The 16,966-nt window shown below is 43.8% G+C and carries 15 protein-coding genes; 4 read left to right on the top strand and 11 right to left on the bottom strand.

The features are described from left to right. Nucleotides 1-175: 175 nt before the first annotated feature. Together A7D23_RS14615 and A7D23_RS14610 are read right to left on the bottom strand one after the other, a co-directional pair. Nucleotides 176-451, bottom strand: a complete 276-nt coding sequence (locus A7D23_RS14615) for a GlsB/YeaQ/YmgE family stress response membrane protein (RefSeq protein WP_019225871.1) — start codon at nt 449-451, stop codon at nt 176-178. A 135-nt stretch (nt 452-586) separates the two neighbouring features. Continuing rightward, nucleotides 587-1,516, bottom strand: coding sequence for a YegS/Rv2252/BmrU family lipid kinase (locus A7D23_RS14610; protein ID WP_019225870.1), 930 nt, complete (start codon nt 1,514-1,516; stop codon nt 587-589). Between the two features lie 202 nt (nt 1,517-1,718). Here A7D23_RS14610 and lgt point away from each other — a divergent pair, with 202 nt between their 5' ends. The 3 genes from lgt to hpt all read left to right on the top strand — a co-directional run bounded on the left by lgt (nt 1,719) and on the right by hpt (nt 4,040). Next, nucleotides 1,719-2,489, top strand: a complete 771-nt coding sequence (lgt, locus tag A7D23_RS14605; protein ID WP_019225869.1) for a prolipoprotein diacylglyceryl transferase — start codon at nt 1,719-1,721, stop codon at nt 2,487-2,489. A gap of 91 nt (nt 2,490-2,580) precedes the next feature. Beyond that, a complete protein-coding gene (locus A7D23_RS14600) occupies nt 2,581-3,510 on the top strand; it encodes a cytidylate kinase family protein (RefSeq protein WP_019225868.1) in 930 nt (309 codons plus the stop codon). Further along, complete coding sequence (gene hpt / locus A7D23_RS14595; protein ID WP_019225867.1) at nt 3,507-4,040, top strand: hypoxanthine phosphoribosyltransferase; 534 nt, start codon at nt 3,507-3,509, stop codon at nt 4,038-4,040. Before A7D23_RS14600 ends, hpt begins: the two co-directional genes overlap by 4 nt. Nucleotides 4,041-4,507: 467 nt before the next feature. Here hpt and A7D23_RS14590 read toward each other — a convergent pair whose 3' ends face one another. From A7D23_RS14590 to fdhD, 3 genes are all read right to left on the bottom strand, one after another. Continuing rightward, a complete protein-coding gene (locus A7D23_RS14590) occupies nt 4,508-5,641 on the bottom strand; it encodes a GGDEF domain-containing protein (protein WP_019225866.1) in 1,134 nt (377 codons plus the stop codon). Between the two features lie 220 nt (nt 5,642-5,861). Then, nucleotides 5,862-7,424 carry a hydroxylamine reductase gene (gene hcp, locus A7D23_RS14585; RefSeq protein WP_019225865.1) on the bottom strand — a complete coding sequence of 521 codons (1,563 nt, stop codon included), beginning with the start codon at nt 7,422-7,424 and terminating at the stop codon, nt 5,862-5,864. A gap of 233 nt (nt 7,425-7,657) precedes the next feature. Next, nucleotides 7,658-8,503, bottom strand: coding sequence for a formate dehydrogenase accessory sulfurtransferase FdhD (gene fdhD / locus A7D23_RS14580; RefSeq protein ID WP_019225864.1), 846 nt, complete (start codon nt 8,501-8,503; stop codon nt 7,658-7,660). Between the two features lie 287 nt (nt 8,504-8,790). Here fdhD and A7D23_RS14575 point away from each other — a divergent pair, with 287 nt between their 5' ends. Continuing rightward, entirely contained in the window at nt 8,791-9,222 is a 432-nt protein-coding gene (locus A7D23_RS14575) for a ferritin-like domain-containing protein (protein ID WP_141690689.1), read from the top strand. Nucleotides 9,223-9,248: 26 nt separating this feature from the next. On the opposite strand, the gene A7D23_RS14570 is transcribed toward A7D23_RS14575, so the two are convergent. The 6 genes from A7D23_RS14570 to A7D23_RS14545 all read right to left on the bottom strand — a co-directional run bounded on the left by A7D23_RS14570 (nt 9,249) and on the right by A7D23_RS14545 (nt 16,959). After that, on the bottom strand, nt 9,249-10,706 hold the full coding sequence (locus tag A7D23_RS14570; protein WP_026071869.1) for an amino acid permease: 1,458 nt from the start codon (nt 10,704-10,706) through the stop codon (nt 9,249-9,251). Between the two features lie 114 nt (nt 10,707-10,820). Continuing rightward, nucleotides 10,821-12,116 carry a DUF2284 domain-containing protein gene (locus A7D23_RS14565; protein ID WP_019225862.1) on the bottom strand — a complete coding sequence of 432 codons (1,296 nt, stop codon included), beginning with the start codon at nt 12,114-12,116 and terminating at the stop codon, nt 10,821-10,823. A 14-nt stretch (nt 12,117-12,130) separates the two neighbouring features. Then, entirely contained in the window at nt 12,131-12,496 is a 366-nt protein-coding gene (locus A7D23_RS14560) for a hypothetical protein (RefSeq protein WP_019225861.1), read from the bottom strand. Then, the gene (locus A7D23_RS14555; protein WP_019225860.1) at nt 12,493-13,053 is read right to left on the bottom strand and encodes a UbiX family flavin prenyltransferase; all 561 of its coding nucleotides are present in this window, start codon (nt 13,051-13,053) and stop codon (nt 12,493-12,495) included. The genes A7D23_RS14560 and A7D23_RS14555 overlap by 4 nt, the downstream gene beginning before the upstream one ends. A gap of 85 nt (nt 13,054-13,138) precedes the next feature. Beyond that, entirely contained in the window at nt 13,139-14,887 is a 1,749-nt protein-coding gene (locus A7D23_RS14550; RefSeq protein ID WP_019225859.1) for a hydantoinase B/oxoprolinase family protein, read from the bottom strand. Further along, entirely contained in the window at nt 14,884-16,959 is a 2,076-nt protein-coding gene (locus tag A7D23_RS14545) for a hydantoinase/oxoprolinase family protein (protein WP_019225858.1), read from the bottom strand. Before A7D23_RS14545 ends, A7D23_RS14550 begins: the two co-directional genes overlap by 4 nt. Nucleotides 16,960-16,966 lie beyond the last annotated feature (7 nt).

Here is a 16,966-nt window from a genome sequence, read left to right as displayed (position 1 = left end):
TATAATTTTAGGTAATGCTATCAAATTTTCGAATATTTGTCAAGTGTTGTGGATCAGTATGCACCGAGACAGAACTGTGCTAAGTCAGTTGTGCTGGGTTGATTTGGCGCTAAATAAAAAACGGCTGGAGATTTACTCCGCCGTTTCTGGCATCTATCAAGATCCGGGATAACGTTTACGACTGATACTGATTATGATGTCTCCTGCCCGTTAAGGCATTGACGATGGACAACAGGATCACCGCACCGAGGAGAGCAACCAAGAAACTCCAGATATTAAATCCATTGATCCCTATTCCTCCGAAAATGTTGACGATCCATCCACCGATGAATGCCCCAACGATCCCGACAACAATATTCATTCCAACGCCCATTTTGGCATCACGGCCTGTAATCATGCTGGCAATCCACCCCGCAAGGCCGCCTAAAATAATCCAGCCGATAACACTCAAGACAATTCCTCCTTTGCATCAAATATTTTAAAGCAATTTGTTTTCATCATTAATCTGCCCAAAATAAAAATATTTACACGGACCTGTTTTCAATACGAATGTTTTCATTAACGTTTGCATTGAAAATTTTTACATCTAAATTAAGAAGCCAAGACCGGTTTTATCCAGATAGCCTTCTTCTTGGTTCTCTCTGGTAATGACTTTAAATTTGGCGGGTTCAACAGTGACTCTTAACGGAAAATCAAACCCTTTTTCTCCGTCTAGATCCGTACCAATCGATTCCCGACAGTTGATTGTCAGCTCTGCCGTCTGGAAGTAGTCTACATATGGACTCTCCGCATGTTCGCCGTTCGCCACTTTGATAACCAGCGGGATCAGTTCGAGAACAGGACATGGTTTAAAAATATACACATCAAGCAGGCCATCGCTTATAGAAGCCAACGGCGCTATCCTCTTAAAACCGCCTGCCGATTTGCCATTCATAATCAAGATGAAATACACTTCATCGTCGCGGTTGGCTTCCCGGCTCCGAATACTAACTTTCACCGGCTTCATATTGGCGAATTCTTCAACACCCTTTAAATAATAGGCGAGAGCCCCAAAACTTTGTTTGATTCTTTTGGGAGTTTTTTGGCTGACATCGATCAGAAATCCCAGGCTGGCCACATTTAAAAAATAGCGGCCATTGGCGACCCCGATATCGCAAACTGTAAAATGATCCTGAAGCAGGATCTCCGTCATTTCTGGGATTCGCTCCGGAAAATGAAAATAACGGGCAAAGTCATTGGCAGTTCCTACCGGATATATTCCAACCGGGATCTGGCAATCATAACAAAAAAGAACATTGATGACCTGGTGGATCGTCCCGTCGCCTCCAGCAATCCAGATCCTGTTGAAACTGTTGATATCCATCGAGGAGACCATTTTTTCCAGGGCTTCCGTAGTGCTGATCCTGTAAGGCACCAAATAATAGCCTTTGTCTTGGACAGCTTCAATAATGCTGTCCAAGTGATTATTAAAGCTGCCGTTTCCGGCAAGTGGATTATAGATTAATAATATTTGCATTGCCTACCCCCTGAAAACAATTCATAGCAAAGAATCATAGAATAACCTTAAACTTACCTGATAACACCACAATACTACGGTATCTGTCTTTTCGCAAATATCCAGCAATGCTTCTACACGATTCCTGGAAAGACTTCAATCGGGCATTTTGCTGGACAATTCCGGAAAGATAGTGTATTCATTAATACGGGAGTTGATTTTCTTGAACCCTACTGCATTTGAAATGGGTCCTTTTTCTGTTCATTGGTACGGTATACTGATTGCTCTGGCGTTTTGTGCCGGACTCATTCTCGCGAACTATCATACGAACTATCGCAAGCTGGACCCGGACAAATTTTTTGATCTGCTGATTGTTATGATTCCCGCTGCTCTGATCGGAGCCAGACTGTATTATGTCCTGTTCAATTTGCATTATTACATCTCTTGTCCGGCGGAAATCGTGGCTGTCTGGCATGGCGGATTAGCCATTCACGGCGGAATTATCGGCGGTTTTCTGGCGGTCTTAGTGGTTACCCGCAGAGATCCGGATTTAAAATTCTGGTCTGTGGCAGATGTTATCGCGCCAAGTCTGGTTATCGGCCAGGCGATTGGCAGATGGGGCAACTTTCTTAATCAGGAAGCACATGGCGGCCCGGTTAGTGAATCCTTTATCAGTAAATTTCCGCATTTTATTCAGCAAGGCATGTATATTGACGGCCAATATTACCATCCGACTTTTTTATATGAGTCTTTATGGGATACTTTGATCTTTTTGTTCTTGTTCTGGTTGATCAGGAAGAGATCAACACCTGACGGCATCATGTTCTTGCTTTACTTATTGCTGTACTCGGCAGGCCGTTTTATTATTGAGAGTCTCAGAACTGACAGTCTGATGCTTGGTCCCTTTAAAATAGCCCAAGTCATCAGTATTGCAGCAATTTTGCTTTCGGCCGTTCTTCTCTTTGTAAAACTTAGGAAAAAGAAACCAGTTTAGTCATTTCCAGCGTTCCGACGCTAATTGGCCTGGTATGGTATAATAATCTGAGGACTGAACCGGTATCATTACTGCTGCGGAGGTGACTGATTTGGTATTTCTTACGATTTCCAGACAAACAGGAAGCCTGGGGAAAGAAATATCTGGGCTCCTCGCCAAGAAATTGGATCTGCCTCTGATTACACACGATTTTGTTGTGAACCAATGGCTGCCGGAGATCGCCGACAAGCATGAGCTACATATGCTGAAAGAAAGCCCCGGCTTTTATTTGAATCTGTCCTCTCAAGGCCTTACCTTTGCCGAGCATATTGAAAACAGATTAAAAAGTTATATTTCTGAACAGCCTGCTATCATCTTCGGTCTCGGCGCTCAGATTATTTTCTCCCGCCATCCTGAAGCGATCCATGTCAGAATCATAGCTTCAGATGAAGTTCGAACCGGCCGGGTCATGCATAATCTCCATCTGGACCGCTCCAATGCCGAAAGATTCCTGGAGCTGACCGACCGCAAGCACAAACGGTATATTTCCACCATTTATCATAGAGATTGGTCTGATCCTTCTCTTTACGGTATTACGCTGAACACAGATTTTGTCGGCATCGAAGAAGGCGCTGCATTTCTGGCGTACTATGTCAGAAATAAGCAGCTTTACTCCCCTGCGGTTGAATGTCCTTCTCAGGACGGTAAAAAACCGATTATTTTCAAGCATCCATCCGAAGAGGAATTTGCCGGAATCCTGGATATGTACCACCTTGACTGGGAGTACGAGCCCCGTACGTTCCCGATTCAATGGGATGAAGAGGGCAATGTTACCATGGCGTTTTCACCTGATTTTTACCTGCCCAGATTTAATACATTCATTGAACTGACCACGATGAACCAAAAATATGCTTCAGAAAAAAAGAAAAAGGTTAAGCTGCTCAAACGGCTCTATCCCGGCACCAACATCAACATTGTCTTTAAAAATGATTTTTATTCCCTTTTGGAGAGATTCGGCATTAAGAAAGGACCTGCACAATGAATGCTAATGCTGTTGGGAAGATCATTTTCACTGCAGAGGAGATTCAACGGAAAGTCGCCGAAACCGGGCGAATCATCGATACCGACTATCAGGGCAAGGAGCTGGTTGTGATCAGCGTCCTAAAAGGATCGTTTTACTTTTTGGCTGACCTAACCCGGCACCTGACGGTACCCTTAAGCATTGATTTTCTGTCGATCAGGGCATTCCCTGATGAAACGAATAAAACTGGCATTGTAAGATTTGCGAAAGATCTTGACCTTTCGATCACCGGCAAACATGTTCTTTTAGTAGAAGATGTGGTCGGAACCGGACTTACGCTTGCTTATATCTGCCAGCACCTTGAAGCTGCGAAGCCGGCTAGTCTAAAAATATGCACCCTGCTGGACAATCCCTCGGAAAGGCTCCTTGCCATTAACATCGATTATTGCTGTTTTCTTATGCCGGACCAATTTGTAGTCGGGTATGGCCTCGATTACCAGGAAAAGTACCGAAACCTTCCGTATATCGCAGCCCACAAGCGCGAAAAATAGAAAACGAGCTCCAACGAACCTTTATCAATGTATCCCCAGTATTACCCTCAATTTCGTTTCCCGCTATCCATCTTCCTTAAAAGACCTTCGTCTACAGATATTCCGTTTACTCATTACCCACTTCAGTCTGATTTCATTTCAGAATTTGCCTCTTAAAAATTCTTTTTACAGATTTTCTTGAACCAAACCTTCATTTCTATCAATCCCGTTGCAGACTCTTTTCTTCGAAACTCTCCAGATATAGTGAACCTTTTCGTTCACCGACCTAATCGTCCAATGATAACGTTTTGTTTCCCTTTTCAGGCTTCACTGGTATTCCATCTTAGGAATTCCTTGGAGCTTGTTATTATCATACATAAAATACAGGCTTTCGGTCAACCTGCAAATATCGTGATTTAGGCTAAAATCAATAAAATGTTACGAATTTTCAGTCTATTATAACGATTTTTCGAATCAAATCCCACGGATCATCCCAAATCCGCTTTTTTTATTCTTTTTTGGCTATACATCAGATTGTCAACATGGTTCAGAAATTGCTCAATGCTGGCATATTTCATATCGAAGATGTCAGTCCCAAAACTTCCTTCCAGCCTGTAACGCTTTCCGGAAGTTTTATTATACGCTTCAAAAGACACATTAATTCTGTCAATTGTTTTCTCCAGAGCTTCTTTGTTGTCACATTCCATAATTACCGCGAATTCATCGCCACCCATCCTGGCAATAATGTCTGTTTTTCTTAGGACACTTCTTATTAGCCCAACAGCAGTCTGGATCGCTTTGTCCCCTTCGGAATGCCCATATTGGTCATTAATTTGTTTCAGTCCGTCGAGGTCGGCATAAATAAGCCCAAATTTGTTATCGGCCTTATGGTGGATCCTTCGGGAAATATAATAGTCAAAAGATCCTCTCGTCCATACGCCGGTCAAGTTATCCAGATGAGCCATTCTTTGCTGCAGAAAATAATAAATAATCACGAGAGAAAATGCCGTACAACTCCACATCAGAAGCACACCATAAAACAACGACTGAAGGATCCCTCCGATAATCGGCAGTATTCCAAATCCGATCATTGGAATCCATTCCTGCTTAATGATTTTTCCTTTTCTTTTGAGGATCTGTATCAGACTGATTATCAGATAGAAATAGGTAATTACGGCTGAAACGAGAAAAAGTGATCCCCGGTGGTAGACATTCGCACTGTCTATAGTGAAGATAAAACCGTAAATGGGCGATAAAACGGTCAGTACCGTATTGATGACAATCGGAATGAAATACAGGATTTTCCTGGTTTTAAAAATTATGCTGTCTGGTTCAACCCAGCTATAATTAAATTTGTACCACGAATAGGTTAACAGCGGCGCCGTAATAAACAAACATATATGCATCAGCTCCGACACCGGGATCAACCATAACTCAGGGCGTCTGTTGATCATACAGGTCAGCGTTTCAAAAACGAGCTCCAGCATAATGACTAAAGACGTGGTCAGAAATCTTTTATTGATACTATCCTGCCGGTCAAGACTCTGGTAAGCAATCAAAAATACTACCCCTAACAACACCAGGGCAGCAAGATTAATATCGATCCGCAAAAATACCTGCATACTCTTTTTCCAGCCTTTATGTGAAAAATCAACGCACAAAGACATTATAGCATAATTTTGTGGAATAATTCACGTAACGTAACGTGATCTAGCAGTCCAAGCGAACATGGAAGTGAAACGTAGCTAGGTCATGCTAATGTACAAAAAAAGGGCTATTAACACCCAAAATGAAATGCTGCCAACATAGTGTCAGCAGCATTCGGATTGACGGTGAGCCCTTTTATTTAGCCAGAATGGCTGCTAAATCATTCTCTGGTGTAGAGATTGGTGTGATATTGAATTTCTCGACCAAAACGTTAAGAACATTGGAAGAGAAAAAAGCGGGAACGGATGGTCCGATATAAATATTCTTTATGCCCAGGGCCAGAAGGGTCAGCAGAATGCAGACCGCTTTTTGTTCATACCAGGAGAGCACCAGTGTTAATGGCAGATCGTTTACGCCGCATTCAAAGGCCTGGGCCAGCGCAACAGCAACCTGAATAGCGGAATAGGCATCGTTGCATTGTCCCATATCCATCAGCCGCGGCAGTCCCCCGATTTCTCCAATGTTCAGGTCATTAAAGCGGTATTTTCCGCAGGCAAGTGTCAGTACGACCGTATCCATAGGCGTCTGCTTCACAAACTCGGTATAGTAATTTCTGCCGGGCTTTGCACCATCACAGCCGCCGACCAGAAAGAAATGCTTGATTGCTCCGCCCTTGACGGCATCGATCACTTTATCCGCAACTCCGAGAACAGTATTCCGGGCAAAACCTGTCATCAGCTCATTTCCGCCGTTAATCCCTGTCCTGTATTGATCTTCGCTGTAGCCGCCAAGTTCAAGCGCCTGCTTAATCAGCGGCGAGAAGTCCTTGACTTTGGCATCTGGGATATGCTTCATTTCCGGATAACCGACGACGGATGTCGTATAAACCCTGTCAGCGTAACTGGCTTTGGGCGGCATCAGACAGTTCGTCGTAAAGAAGATCGGAGCCGGAATATTGTCAAATTCCTTTTGCTGATTCTGCCAGGCCGTTCCGAAATTGCCCTTCAGATGTGTATATTTTTTGAATTCAGGATAGGCGTGGGCCGGGAGCATTTCACCATGGGTATAAATATTGATTCCTTTTTCTTCTGTCTGCTCCAGCAATTGTTTCAGATCGAGCAGGTCATGGCCGGTGATCACAATGAATGGGCCATTTTCTATGGTTGTTGTAACTTTGGTTGGCACCGGATGACCATAAGCCGAAGTATTCGCTTCATCGAGCAGCGCCATGCAGGCAAGATTGATTTTGCCGAATTCCATCAGCAGCTCCAGCCATTCATCGACGGAATGATCTTCTCCGACAGCTTTCAATCCTTTATAAAAGCAGGCAGTGACTTGAGGATCCTGCTTGCCTAGAACATACGCATGCCAGGCATATGCCGCCATCCCGCGCATGCCTAACAGCAAAGTCGAACGCAGCGAGACGATATCCGGATCGCCATGGAACAAAGCGTCAGGTGCAAAATCTTCCGCCCCGCCAAGTTTGTTTTTCTCTGCAATTACCTTTTGTATGAAGGCATCAAAATCTTCAGGATCGAAATTAACATTGGTCACTGTGGCAAACAGGCTCTGCATCACCAAAGCATCTGTTTCCGGTGCAGTTTTCTGACCGGATGCCGCTCTGGCCAATCCAATCAGGGCACAAGTGAGTTCATCATGCTTATTAGCTACTTCCGGTTTCTTTCCGCAGACCCCTGCGTTCGTGCATCCTTTTCCGCCGGCAGTTTGTTCACATTGAAAACAGAACATTTGAGACATAAGAATTTACCTCCCCATATTTTTGTATTGAATCATGGTCTTATTGTCTTTCTAATCATACGTAAAAGATTGCCAGGAATCGGTAACCAAGGTTACAAAAATCTAGATTTGGTATTATTCCGACGCCTCATTGTAAGGATGGAGCTATTAATTGTGGATAATTGTGTGAATATTGTGAATTATTTTCAAATATCTCTTTGAACAAAAGAACTAAAACCGGATCAAACTGCGTCCTAGAACAAGAAATCCTTGATTTGGCTGTCAGAGGTTTCAGCCAGCCTTTCCGGGCAGGCATAAACAGTACCTTTGCCTCCTCTGACATAGCCGAGAAGTGTAATGTTATATTCCCGGGCAAGCCTGATGGTTGCTGTTGTGGGCGTCGATTTGGAAACTACCACGGGTGCTCCAAGCCTGATCATTTTCATGAGCATTTCCGAAGTAAGTCTGCCGCTGATAAAGACCATGCCATTTGCGGCTAGTTCCATCTTGTTTGCCTTCATCAGTATTCCTGTCATTTTATCGAAACAGTTGTGCCGGCCAATGTCTTCATTTAGCACTTCAAATCCGTCAGTGTGAAATAAGACACTGTGGACGCCTCCAATCGTATGAAATATCTCAGACTGTTCAATGAACTTATCCATGATTGTCAAGATATTTCCTGCGGAAAAAGTGGATTTGTTCGTGCTGACGGCGTACTGCGTCTTTTTCAGCGGATTAATGTAGGTATAACACTTGCCACAGCCGGAAGTGATGCTTCTCAGACTTTCACGTCTGTCAATAACGATTCCTTCTCTAAGTTCAATCAGCACTGCCAGCATTTTCTCATTGTATTCGATGCTTTCGATATCTTCATAAGAACCAATAACACCCTCATTATATAGAAAACCCAGGGCCAACTCCTCGTGATGCCGGTTCAGACAGAGAACGGAAACAAGTTCCTGTCCATTGACTATCATTTTAAGGGACACTTCGGCGATAACCTTTTTCGCCGCTTCTTTCATCACAATGGCATCATTTTCTCTTTGGATTTCTACTACCTCAAATTCTTCGTAGACGATTCCTTCGTCAGCAGCATTCATTTTTTACCCTCCAAGCAGCAATATTGCATTTGTATCCTCCAACAGTATCGGAGTTGGTCTTTCTTATCTGCAGCGATTTCCTGGCTGAAAGCCCCACCCTATTTTACCACTAAAATAAGATTTACTGAAATTAATAGGGCGTGATTCATAATCAATCCGAATAGATTCAGTATATTTGCAAGGCATTTCATCAATAATAGAATAGACTTATGAAAGATTTTTTAGTACAAGCATTAAGACATTGAGTCAGTCAGGTGGTGGAATAAAAGCTGGATACTGACGGAATCATTGCCAAGCTCAACTGGTTTTACAGCCTGGAACTGAACCAGGTTGATCTTTATATGGCTCAAAGTAAGATAGTCAAAGATATCTATATCAGCAAAGTATTGGAACGATCATCTTATATTGAACAGCAGCATGTCGATAATATTGCTGCCCAAATACGGAAATACGGCAGTGAGCCGACCGTTTTGGGGGATATTGTTTCCCCGCTCCTGGGAAAGACTGCCGGAAATATTACGGCTGCGTTTGGAATAGTCCCCCTGCTAAAAGCCGATATTCTTCTGGAGAGAAAAGCAATGAGTGATTATAAAGACTTGATTTTGAAAATCGGAAAAGATCATACGTTGTTTTCTGTCCTGTGGGCCAATCTCATTGACGAAGATCTGCACACGGCCTGGTTTTCAAATAAAGTTCAGGAACTAGAGGCTTTCCGTTAAATTTTTTTAGACAGGATTCACTAGGATCATTCTGGCTTTTTGTCTGCCTGAGAATCCACTTTTTCTATTAAATCTCTGGAGAATTCTACGGACAGTTTTGTTTTACAAGTATTATGGTTTAATCGTTTATTATTGGCTGTATTAGCGATATTTGTTTGTAATTTATTGATCCGGGTTAGAAACATATAGAGGACATAAAACACAGCAATCATGATGATCCCTGCAATAAGACCTGTTCCCTGCCCGGAGATAAATGGCATACTTAGGATAATCATGATCAGACTCAGAAAAACAATCCAGGTAGAATAGGGGTATAAAGGCATCTGACACTTGCCTGATGGCGGACACCCATATTTCTTTCGAAAGCGTAAGTGAGTCGCCATAATTACTGCATACGTAAATAACAAAGCAAACCCACCGGAGCTTATCAAAAACAAGTATACACTTGGGAGCATAAGACCAATGCCCAATCCTGCAAGCATGGCTAAACCAGAAATCAGTATTCCCCGATACGGGACATTTCCTTGATCCTTTAACCAACTGGGTGCCTGACCTTCTTCGGCAAGAGACCGCATCATTCTGCCCAGACCAAACATCGCTGCCAGCATGGTAGAAAGTATCGCTGTTATGAGTACAAAATTAATGACGTTGCCCGCCCAGCCGATTCCCCATCTATCAAGCGCAGCTACCATGGGACTGAATTTTTCACTTAGACTGGAGGTGGGGATTAACGGAAGCAGCACAGCAATAGAGACAATATAAAATCCTACCAGAATTAATACTGTGTGGGAAATTGCTTTGGGAATCGTTTTTGTTGGATTGTCGGCTTCCGAAGCAGCCAGTCCAATGATTTCAAAACCCGCATAGGAAAATATGACGATAAGCATACTCCCTGCTATCCCTTTTATTCCCGCCGGCATCAAAGGTTCCCTGACTAATTCTCCGGCGCCTATTTGGGAAACAGTCGGAAATAATCCCATGATTAAAAGTAAGGCGATGATAATAAACGAAGCCAGGGCTAATAGTTTAACGGCAGCCAGACCACTCTCAAGCTTACTTAATTTATCAGCTCCCAATAAATTTAGCAGCGTGACACTTACAATAATTAAGCTTCCCAATCCGGCTATGGAACTATTGGGAACCCATTCGCGCATCAGGATCGATACAGCAGTGGCCTCACTGGACATAGCCAAAACCATCCCAGCCCAGTATACCCAGCCAACTACAAAACCGGTTCCTTTGCCAAAGGTTTGGGCTGCAAAAGTACGAAAGGAACCGACATCAGGGTTCGCAACCGTCATTTCAGACAAGGCAAAAAGGATAAAATAAACGATGACTCCGCCAAGAATAAAAGAAACGATAATTGAAGGTCCTGCAGCATTAATAGCTACCGATGAGCCCAGAAAAAAGGAACCCCCGATTACCGTTCCCAAAGCCATCATTGTAAGCTGCCAAACAGATAATCCCCTATGTTTTTTCTTCATCTTGTATTCTCCATATTCAGGTTTGTGATTTCCATTATTATTTCTCAAAATCACAAAACCATTCTGTTTGGAGAGAACAATGATTATAGCAACGATAAACTGTTTGTGTATTCATTACTCCAGAAGCAACAACCCAAAGTATTTAACGAATTCCTGTTTATCTTTTAAGGTTCGCATTGTAAAGCCTTGCTTAGAAACGGTAGCAAAAACATCAATGCCGGCGCTTTCCATAGAGGGACGGGTCACTGTACACTTCTTGGGCGGTGCTGGCGGTTTGCACTCGCTGCAAATATGGCATGGTCCTGCCCAAAAAGAGAACGCTTTATAAAAACCTTGTTTAAAAACCATTTTTTCCGCATTCAGCATCAGTTTTTGAAAATCCCTTGTCGGCGGTTGGCCTTCAATCAGAAAAGCTTTGGTATAGCCGTTTAATTTCACCCTCGTTTCCTCATAGGAGGGGCTATTTGGCGGACAGCACTTTTCCCCATAGCTGGAGCATCCGTAGCGGCAATGATCTTTTGCCCAGTGGGCCGTAACCACATCCTGAGGATTGATCATCGTGATGGACTGAATGGGCAGTCTTTTTAATCTTGCGTAAATTTGCGCTTCTTTTGTTATGTCCAGCTCTTCTAATTTATGCCTATTCTTGGATGCAAAAATCACCGAAATATCACGGGTGAGGGGTAATAAAGGCGTCTGATGCATGTGCTTTTTCGCAAAAAATGCAGCCACATCTTTCTCTGAAAGGATGTTTACCGAAAACATAGAGCTGTCTTTTTGTTGAAGGTCATTCTCATTAAGGTAATTATGATATAAGTTCATCGCAGTGTTTAAAGAGTATTCCCCGGAAAAGGCCCCCATGACACCAATAATTCCGTTGGGGATAATGCTTTCCGCGTGTTTCTCGTAATTTTCGCCTGTGATAATCAGCTCATAAGGCGATTGATCATCAAAAGAAATTTCTTTACATTGCTCCAACATAAACTTTTGAATTGACGGAGAAAAAACGTCAGCAGAAGACCCCTCAAACAGGACATTTCCCCTAAAAGATGCTAACATGGGCAAAAGTTTTTCCGCAATAAAGATACCACCGATTTTACCGCTTTTTAAAGCTTCCAGGCTAAAAAAAGGACTTGTTGCCGTAAGATATTTTGCGCTGACGGGAGCATTGCATAGATAGCCTTCTTTCCTAATGATTAGACCCATTTTGTCTAAAACGTCGAGGAAAAGAAACGTTCCTTTCTCATCGAGATGAAGGCAATTGGCCAGATCACCGAAAGATTTTCCTTCTTCAATCGCGGTGAAAATATCACATGCTATCGCCTTCTGAAGAATCGCTGCTGCTTGCTGTTCCGCTTTGACTTGCAATAAAAAGTCATAGTCATTGTTTTGATAATCAATTTTGTTCATGCCGGTATCATCCTTTAATTTGTTTTGCTATCAGTTCTCATCGCATAGTTTTCTTTCAAATACGCAATCACTTTTTGGATTCCTTGCTGATGATTTAGCAACACAATTTTAATTTCTTCTTTGTTCATATTATCTTGATGAAATCCTGCAGACACCAAGCAAACACAGTTAAAAAGCTTGGAAATATCCTGTGCCAGAGGTTCGGCCAGGGCGTCATCACGGTGGCCTTCTACGGTATACTTTGTAACCGTACCGCAGTTTCCGACCGCTATGCTGCCGATATGCTGTTTCCCTCCGGTAACGATAATTACAATGTCGTGTCCAATTATCGTTATGTCGTAGGACAGGGCGAGCTTGTCTTGTCCGATATCTATGTTCATTGGTCACTTCTCCATCTTTCAAAGAGATTGTGCGGAATTTTCAGCAAATCCAACACCTTGCCAACACTTTGATTCACAATATCGTCAATGGTTTTGGGCCGGTGGTAGAAGGCAGGCATGGGGGGGATGAGTATTCCGCCTGCTTCCGTTACGGTCGTCATATTTTTCAGATGAATGGAAGAGAGCGGTGTCTCTCTTACCATCAACAAGAGAGGACGACGCTCTTTTAAGGCCACGTCGGAAGCGCGCACAATGAGGTTATCACTATAACCGTTGGCAATTGCCGACAGCGTTTTCATGCTGCAAGGTGCGACAATGGTTGCGTCTATCCCGTAAGAACCGCTGGCAACAGCCGCGGCCAAGTCATTATTGTCGTATACGGTATCTGCTAAAGACTGAACGTAATCTACCGAATAGTCTGTTTCAAGCGAGAGTGTTTCTTTAGCCCACCCGCTCATGATCAGCGAAACGCGATGTTCTGTTTCTTTCAGAACCTCCAATAAACGTACACCGTAGATCACCCCGGTTGCCCCTGTCATGGCTAAAAGAATTTTCATTTTTTTCATTCCTTATTCCATTCGTCATTCTTTATTACCGTATTCTGTATTACCTAATTCTCTATAACCGTATTTTGATTACACATTAATTCTTACACAATTTTTTACCGTTTCTCAATCGATTCGTTTTATCGTAATCAATTCCTTCTTCTGTGATAACAACACCATAAATATTTACGGCCGTTTTGATTGTGATGATCTCATCCAAGACATCGTCGTATACTTTTTCGGCAGGGCGGTCGAAGGGATTACCCCACCCGCCGCCACCGCTGGAGTTCAGAATGACCTGATCGCCTTTGGCAACACGTCTAGGAGCTTCTTTACTCTCCATGATAACCGGTTTTCCCGTATGAAGAAAAACACCTTTATTTAAGCTCCCTTCGTGTCCTCCGTTTAAACCATACGGTGCAAATTTCATCCCATCACCAAAATTCACGATATGGCTGCCTTCATCGTATAGTTCAAACGCGTACCGCATCCCCGCGCCACCCCGGTATTCGCCGGCGCCTGCAGTATCCGTTTCCATTTCATGATAACGTGTGATGTGGGGATATTGGATTTCGTTGGATTCAATATTAGGCGTTCTAACCCCTCCGAAATTGGACATGGCAGACATATAGGATTTCCCGTCACTTCCTTTCATGGCGCCGCCGCTCCCGGTCGAACAGAAAGAAAATCCCACATAATAGCGGTCATTTCTGGGATCCTTACCGTAATAGGAAGGTCCTGCATAGCGCGCATATCCTGCAGGAACCATACCGGGGACTGCTTGACCCAAGGCTTGAAAAATAGTGCCGATAATCTCGCTGGCCGGGGTTAAGGTGCAAAGCGTTACAGGCGCCGGTTCATAGGGATTTACCAAAGAACCTTTGGGCAAATGGACATCGATGCAGCGGAATGCGCCGCCGTTTCTTGGAATATCAGAGCCTAAAAACCAAAGAACCGCGATGCCCGAAGCCGTCGTCGCTGTGACAACAGAGGTATTGATAAAACCTTTAACCTGCTTATCTGTACCTTCGAAATCGACCAAGAGACGGTCTCCTTCTACCTTCACGGCAATTTCAATTTTGACGGGTTCTTCTTGATAACCATCATCATCGATATATTCGGTCGCCCGGTAAATGCCATCGGGCACCTCTCTGATCCGCTTCCTCGTCAGCATTTCAGTTTGTTCCAAGGTTTCAGCAATGGCTTTGTTCACGACAGCGGGCGTATAAGCTTCCACCATCTCCATAATGCGTTTGGCTGCAACTTTATTGGCGCCGATTTGAGCTAGAAGGTCGCTTTTCAGCATGTTCGGATTCCTGGTATTAATGAGGATCATGTCTAAAACTTCAGAAATGAATTCATTTTTGCACATCAATTTTGTGGGGGGAATACGGATTCCTTCCTGGAATATCTCGGTCGCTTTGGGATTATAGCTCCCGGCGGTAGATCCGCCGATATCCCCGTGATGAGCGCGGCTGACACAGAAGAACATCAAGCTTTCCTTAAAAAAAACAGGCGTAATAATCCCAATGTCCGGCAGGTGATTCCCACCGTCATAGGGGTCGTTGATGATAAAAACATCCCCGTTTTTGATGTTATCCTTATATTTTCTTAAAACAGATTGGACGCTGAAGGAACCTGCCGTTGCCAGAATCGGAATACCGCTTAACTGAGAAACCAGCTCGCCGTCTTTGTCACAGATGCAGCAGGCAAAGTCGCAGGCTTCTGCGAAAATGGGGGAATGGGCGGAATGCTCCAAAGCAAGCCCCATTTCTTTGGTGATACTGTCGAGACGATTGGCGATGACGGTGCGATTAATAAGTTCTTCCGTATTTGTCCTTGTCATACTTGCGTACCTTCTTTTGTTAATGTCAGAACACCATTTTTGACTGCTTTGCCCACAAATCCGGTGGGAATTAAAACCGTGGTATATTCAAAATCAATCAAAGCAGGACCGGTGATATTTTTTGTACCATCACCAATGAAATCACCGGCGTGATAAACGGGGACAGAAATTTCACCTGCTTGTCCGAACGGTTCTCCTGCCACTGTTCTTTCCGTTAAGGGAAGTTTATTTTCAGCAAACGGAAAGAGCGTGTTTTCCTTTTCTGTTTCCATACAAGCCAGATGGATATTGATGATTTCCCATTCCCTGTCTCTTTCGGCATATTCATAGATGCTTTCGTGGGTATGATTGAAGGCTATGTCTAAAGCATCCCTGCTCTCACGCGTAAAAATTCCTTGCCAGGGTACCGATATTTCATGGTGCTGTCCGATATAGCGCATTTCAAGGGTAAGGCGGAAATCCTGCTCATTTTCCGGTACACCTAAATGGATGAGCTCTGCTTTTCCTTGTTCTTTCATATCCTTAATCACAGCATTGATTTTTGCGGGATTCCATTGTCCCCTTTCCATAAAGAAACTTCTGATGAAATCGCTGCGGCGAGATGCTCCTAACATGCCCCAGGCACAGAATACCGGTCCGGTAACGGGAAACAAAACTTCGTTCATATGGAGAGTGTCCATCATATTGGCTGCAAACAGAGGGAATGCTCCTCCCGCACTTATCAACCTGTATTTTCTGGGGTCATTGCCTTCTTGTACCGTGACAAGGCAGACAGCATCCGCCATCATCTCTGTCGCAATACGGTAGATGATCGTCGCTCCTTCCGTCACCGGGACATTTAACGCTTTAGCAACTTTATCGTCAATCGCTTTTTCAGCCAGTATTTTATTTAAGCGCATGCTGCCGCCCAGGAAGTTTTCTTCATCAATCAAACCGAGAACAACCAAAGCATCTGTAACGGTTGGTTCCGTTCCTCCTAAACCATAGCAAGCGGGACCTGGAACTGATCCGGCAGAGTCCGGACCCACCAGAATTCTTCCGCTTTCATCCACCTGGGCAATACTGCCGCCACCGGCACCAATGGAAGTGATGTCAATGGTCGGAATCGCTAGGGGGTATCCTGCTATTTCAGATTGGGGAATAAGCCGATTTTCGTTGCCCGCCACATGAACATCAAAGCTGGTTCCACCCATATCCGCCAACACAGTATAGGGATTTTTCATCATTTTTCCCATGGCTTCGTTACCACAGGCACCCCCGGCCGGTCCTGAAAGAAGGGTTTTAACGGCGAAATGTGCCATGGCATCCGTATCGCTTAAACCGCCGCTGTTCATCATCATATTAATGGGTTTATCCCAACCATATTGCCCAAGTTCTTTTTTTATGATTTTGAGATAATTTGTTAGAACCGGTGTCAGACAAGCATTAAGTACGGTGGTAGAAGTTCTTTCATATTCCCTGATTTTTGGCGCTACTTCCGAAGACAGGGATACGAATACATCGGGAAGTTCTTCTTGAATGATTTCAGCCGTCCTTTTTTCATGTTCCGGATTCAGAAATGAAAAAAGATAGCAGACAGCAATGCTTTGCACACCGTATTCTTTACATTTCCGGCAAGCAGATCTTACAGTGTTTTCATCCAATTCTTTGATGGTATCGCCTTTATAGTCCATTCTCTGCGTTATTCCTAACCGCAGTCTGCGGGGGACCAATAATTCCGGCATTTCCGCTGTTAGATCCCATTGATTTTCCAATTGGGAACGGCGTATTTCCAGCGCGTCACGGAATCCCTCCGTGGTGAAAAGCGCAGTAACCGCACCTTTTTTTTCTAAGAGGGCATTCAGGGCTAAGGTGGTGCCGTGAATAATTTGTTCCGTTTCCGCAAGGAGTGGTTCTAAATCCGTATGCCAGGCGGCTGCTAATTTTTTCAAGCCAGCGATCATCCCCTGGGCAGGATTCTTATGATTGGTAGGATTTTTTACAAAGATCGTTTTGGTTTCACTGTTTTGAAACGTCCCTACGGCGGTATAGTCGGTGAAAGTACCTCCCGTATCAATGGCAATTTTAATCATACGCTCA

This window comes from Dehalobacter sp. TeCB1, assembly GCF_001707455.1.
Classification (GTDB): domain Bacteria; phylum Bacillota; class Desulfitobacteriia; order Desulfitobacteriales; family Syntrophobotulaceae; genus Dehalobacter; species Dehalobacter restrictus.
The sequence above is the reverse complement of the archived record's forward strand: the minus strand, read 5'-3'. Positions and strand labels throughout refer to the sequence as shown.

Coding starts and splice junctions, on each gene's coding strand:
- A7D23_RS14610 (WP_019225870.1), bottom strand. CDS start 1,516: ATGCAAATATTATTAATCTATAATCCACTTGCCGGAAACGGCAGCTTT.
- hpt (WP_019225867.1), top strand. CDS start 3,507: ATGAATGCTAATGCTGTTGGGAAGATCATTTTCACTGCAGAGGAGATT.
- A7D23_RS14590 (WP_019225866.1), bottom strand. CDS start 5,641: ATGCAGGTATTTTTGCGGATCGATATTAATCTTGCTGCCCTGGTGTTG.
- hcp (WP_019225865.1), bottom strand. CDS start 7,424: ATGTCTCAAATGTTCTGTTTTCAATGTGAACAAACTGCCGGCGGAAAA.
- fdhD (WP_019225864.1), bottom strand. CDS start 8,503: ATGAATGCTGCTGACGAAGGAATCGTCTACGAAGAATTTGAGGTAGTA.
- A7D23_RS14570 (WP_026071869.1), bottom strand. CDS start 10,706: ATGAAGAAAAAACATAGGGGATTATCTGTTTGGCAGCTTACAATGATG.
- A7D23_RS14565 (WP_019225862.1), bottom strand. CDS start 12,116: ATGAACAAAATTGATTATCAAAACAATGACTATGACTTTTTATTGCAA.
- A7D23_RS14560 (WP_019225861.1), bottom strand. CDS start 12,496: ATGAACATAGATATCGGACAAGACAAGCTCGCCCTGTCCTACGACATA.
- A7D23_RS14555 (WP_019225860.1), bottom strand. CDS start 13,053: ATGAAAATTCTTTTAGCCATGACAGGGGCAACCGGGGTGATCTACGGT.
- A7D23_RS14550 (WP_019225859.1), bottom strand. CDS start 14,887: ATGACAAGGACAAATACGGAAGAACTTATTAATCGCACCGTCATCGCC.
- A7D23_RS14545 (WP_019225858.1), bottom strand. CDS start 16,959: ATGATTAAAATTGCCATTGATACGGGAGGTACTTTCACCGACTATACC.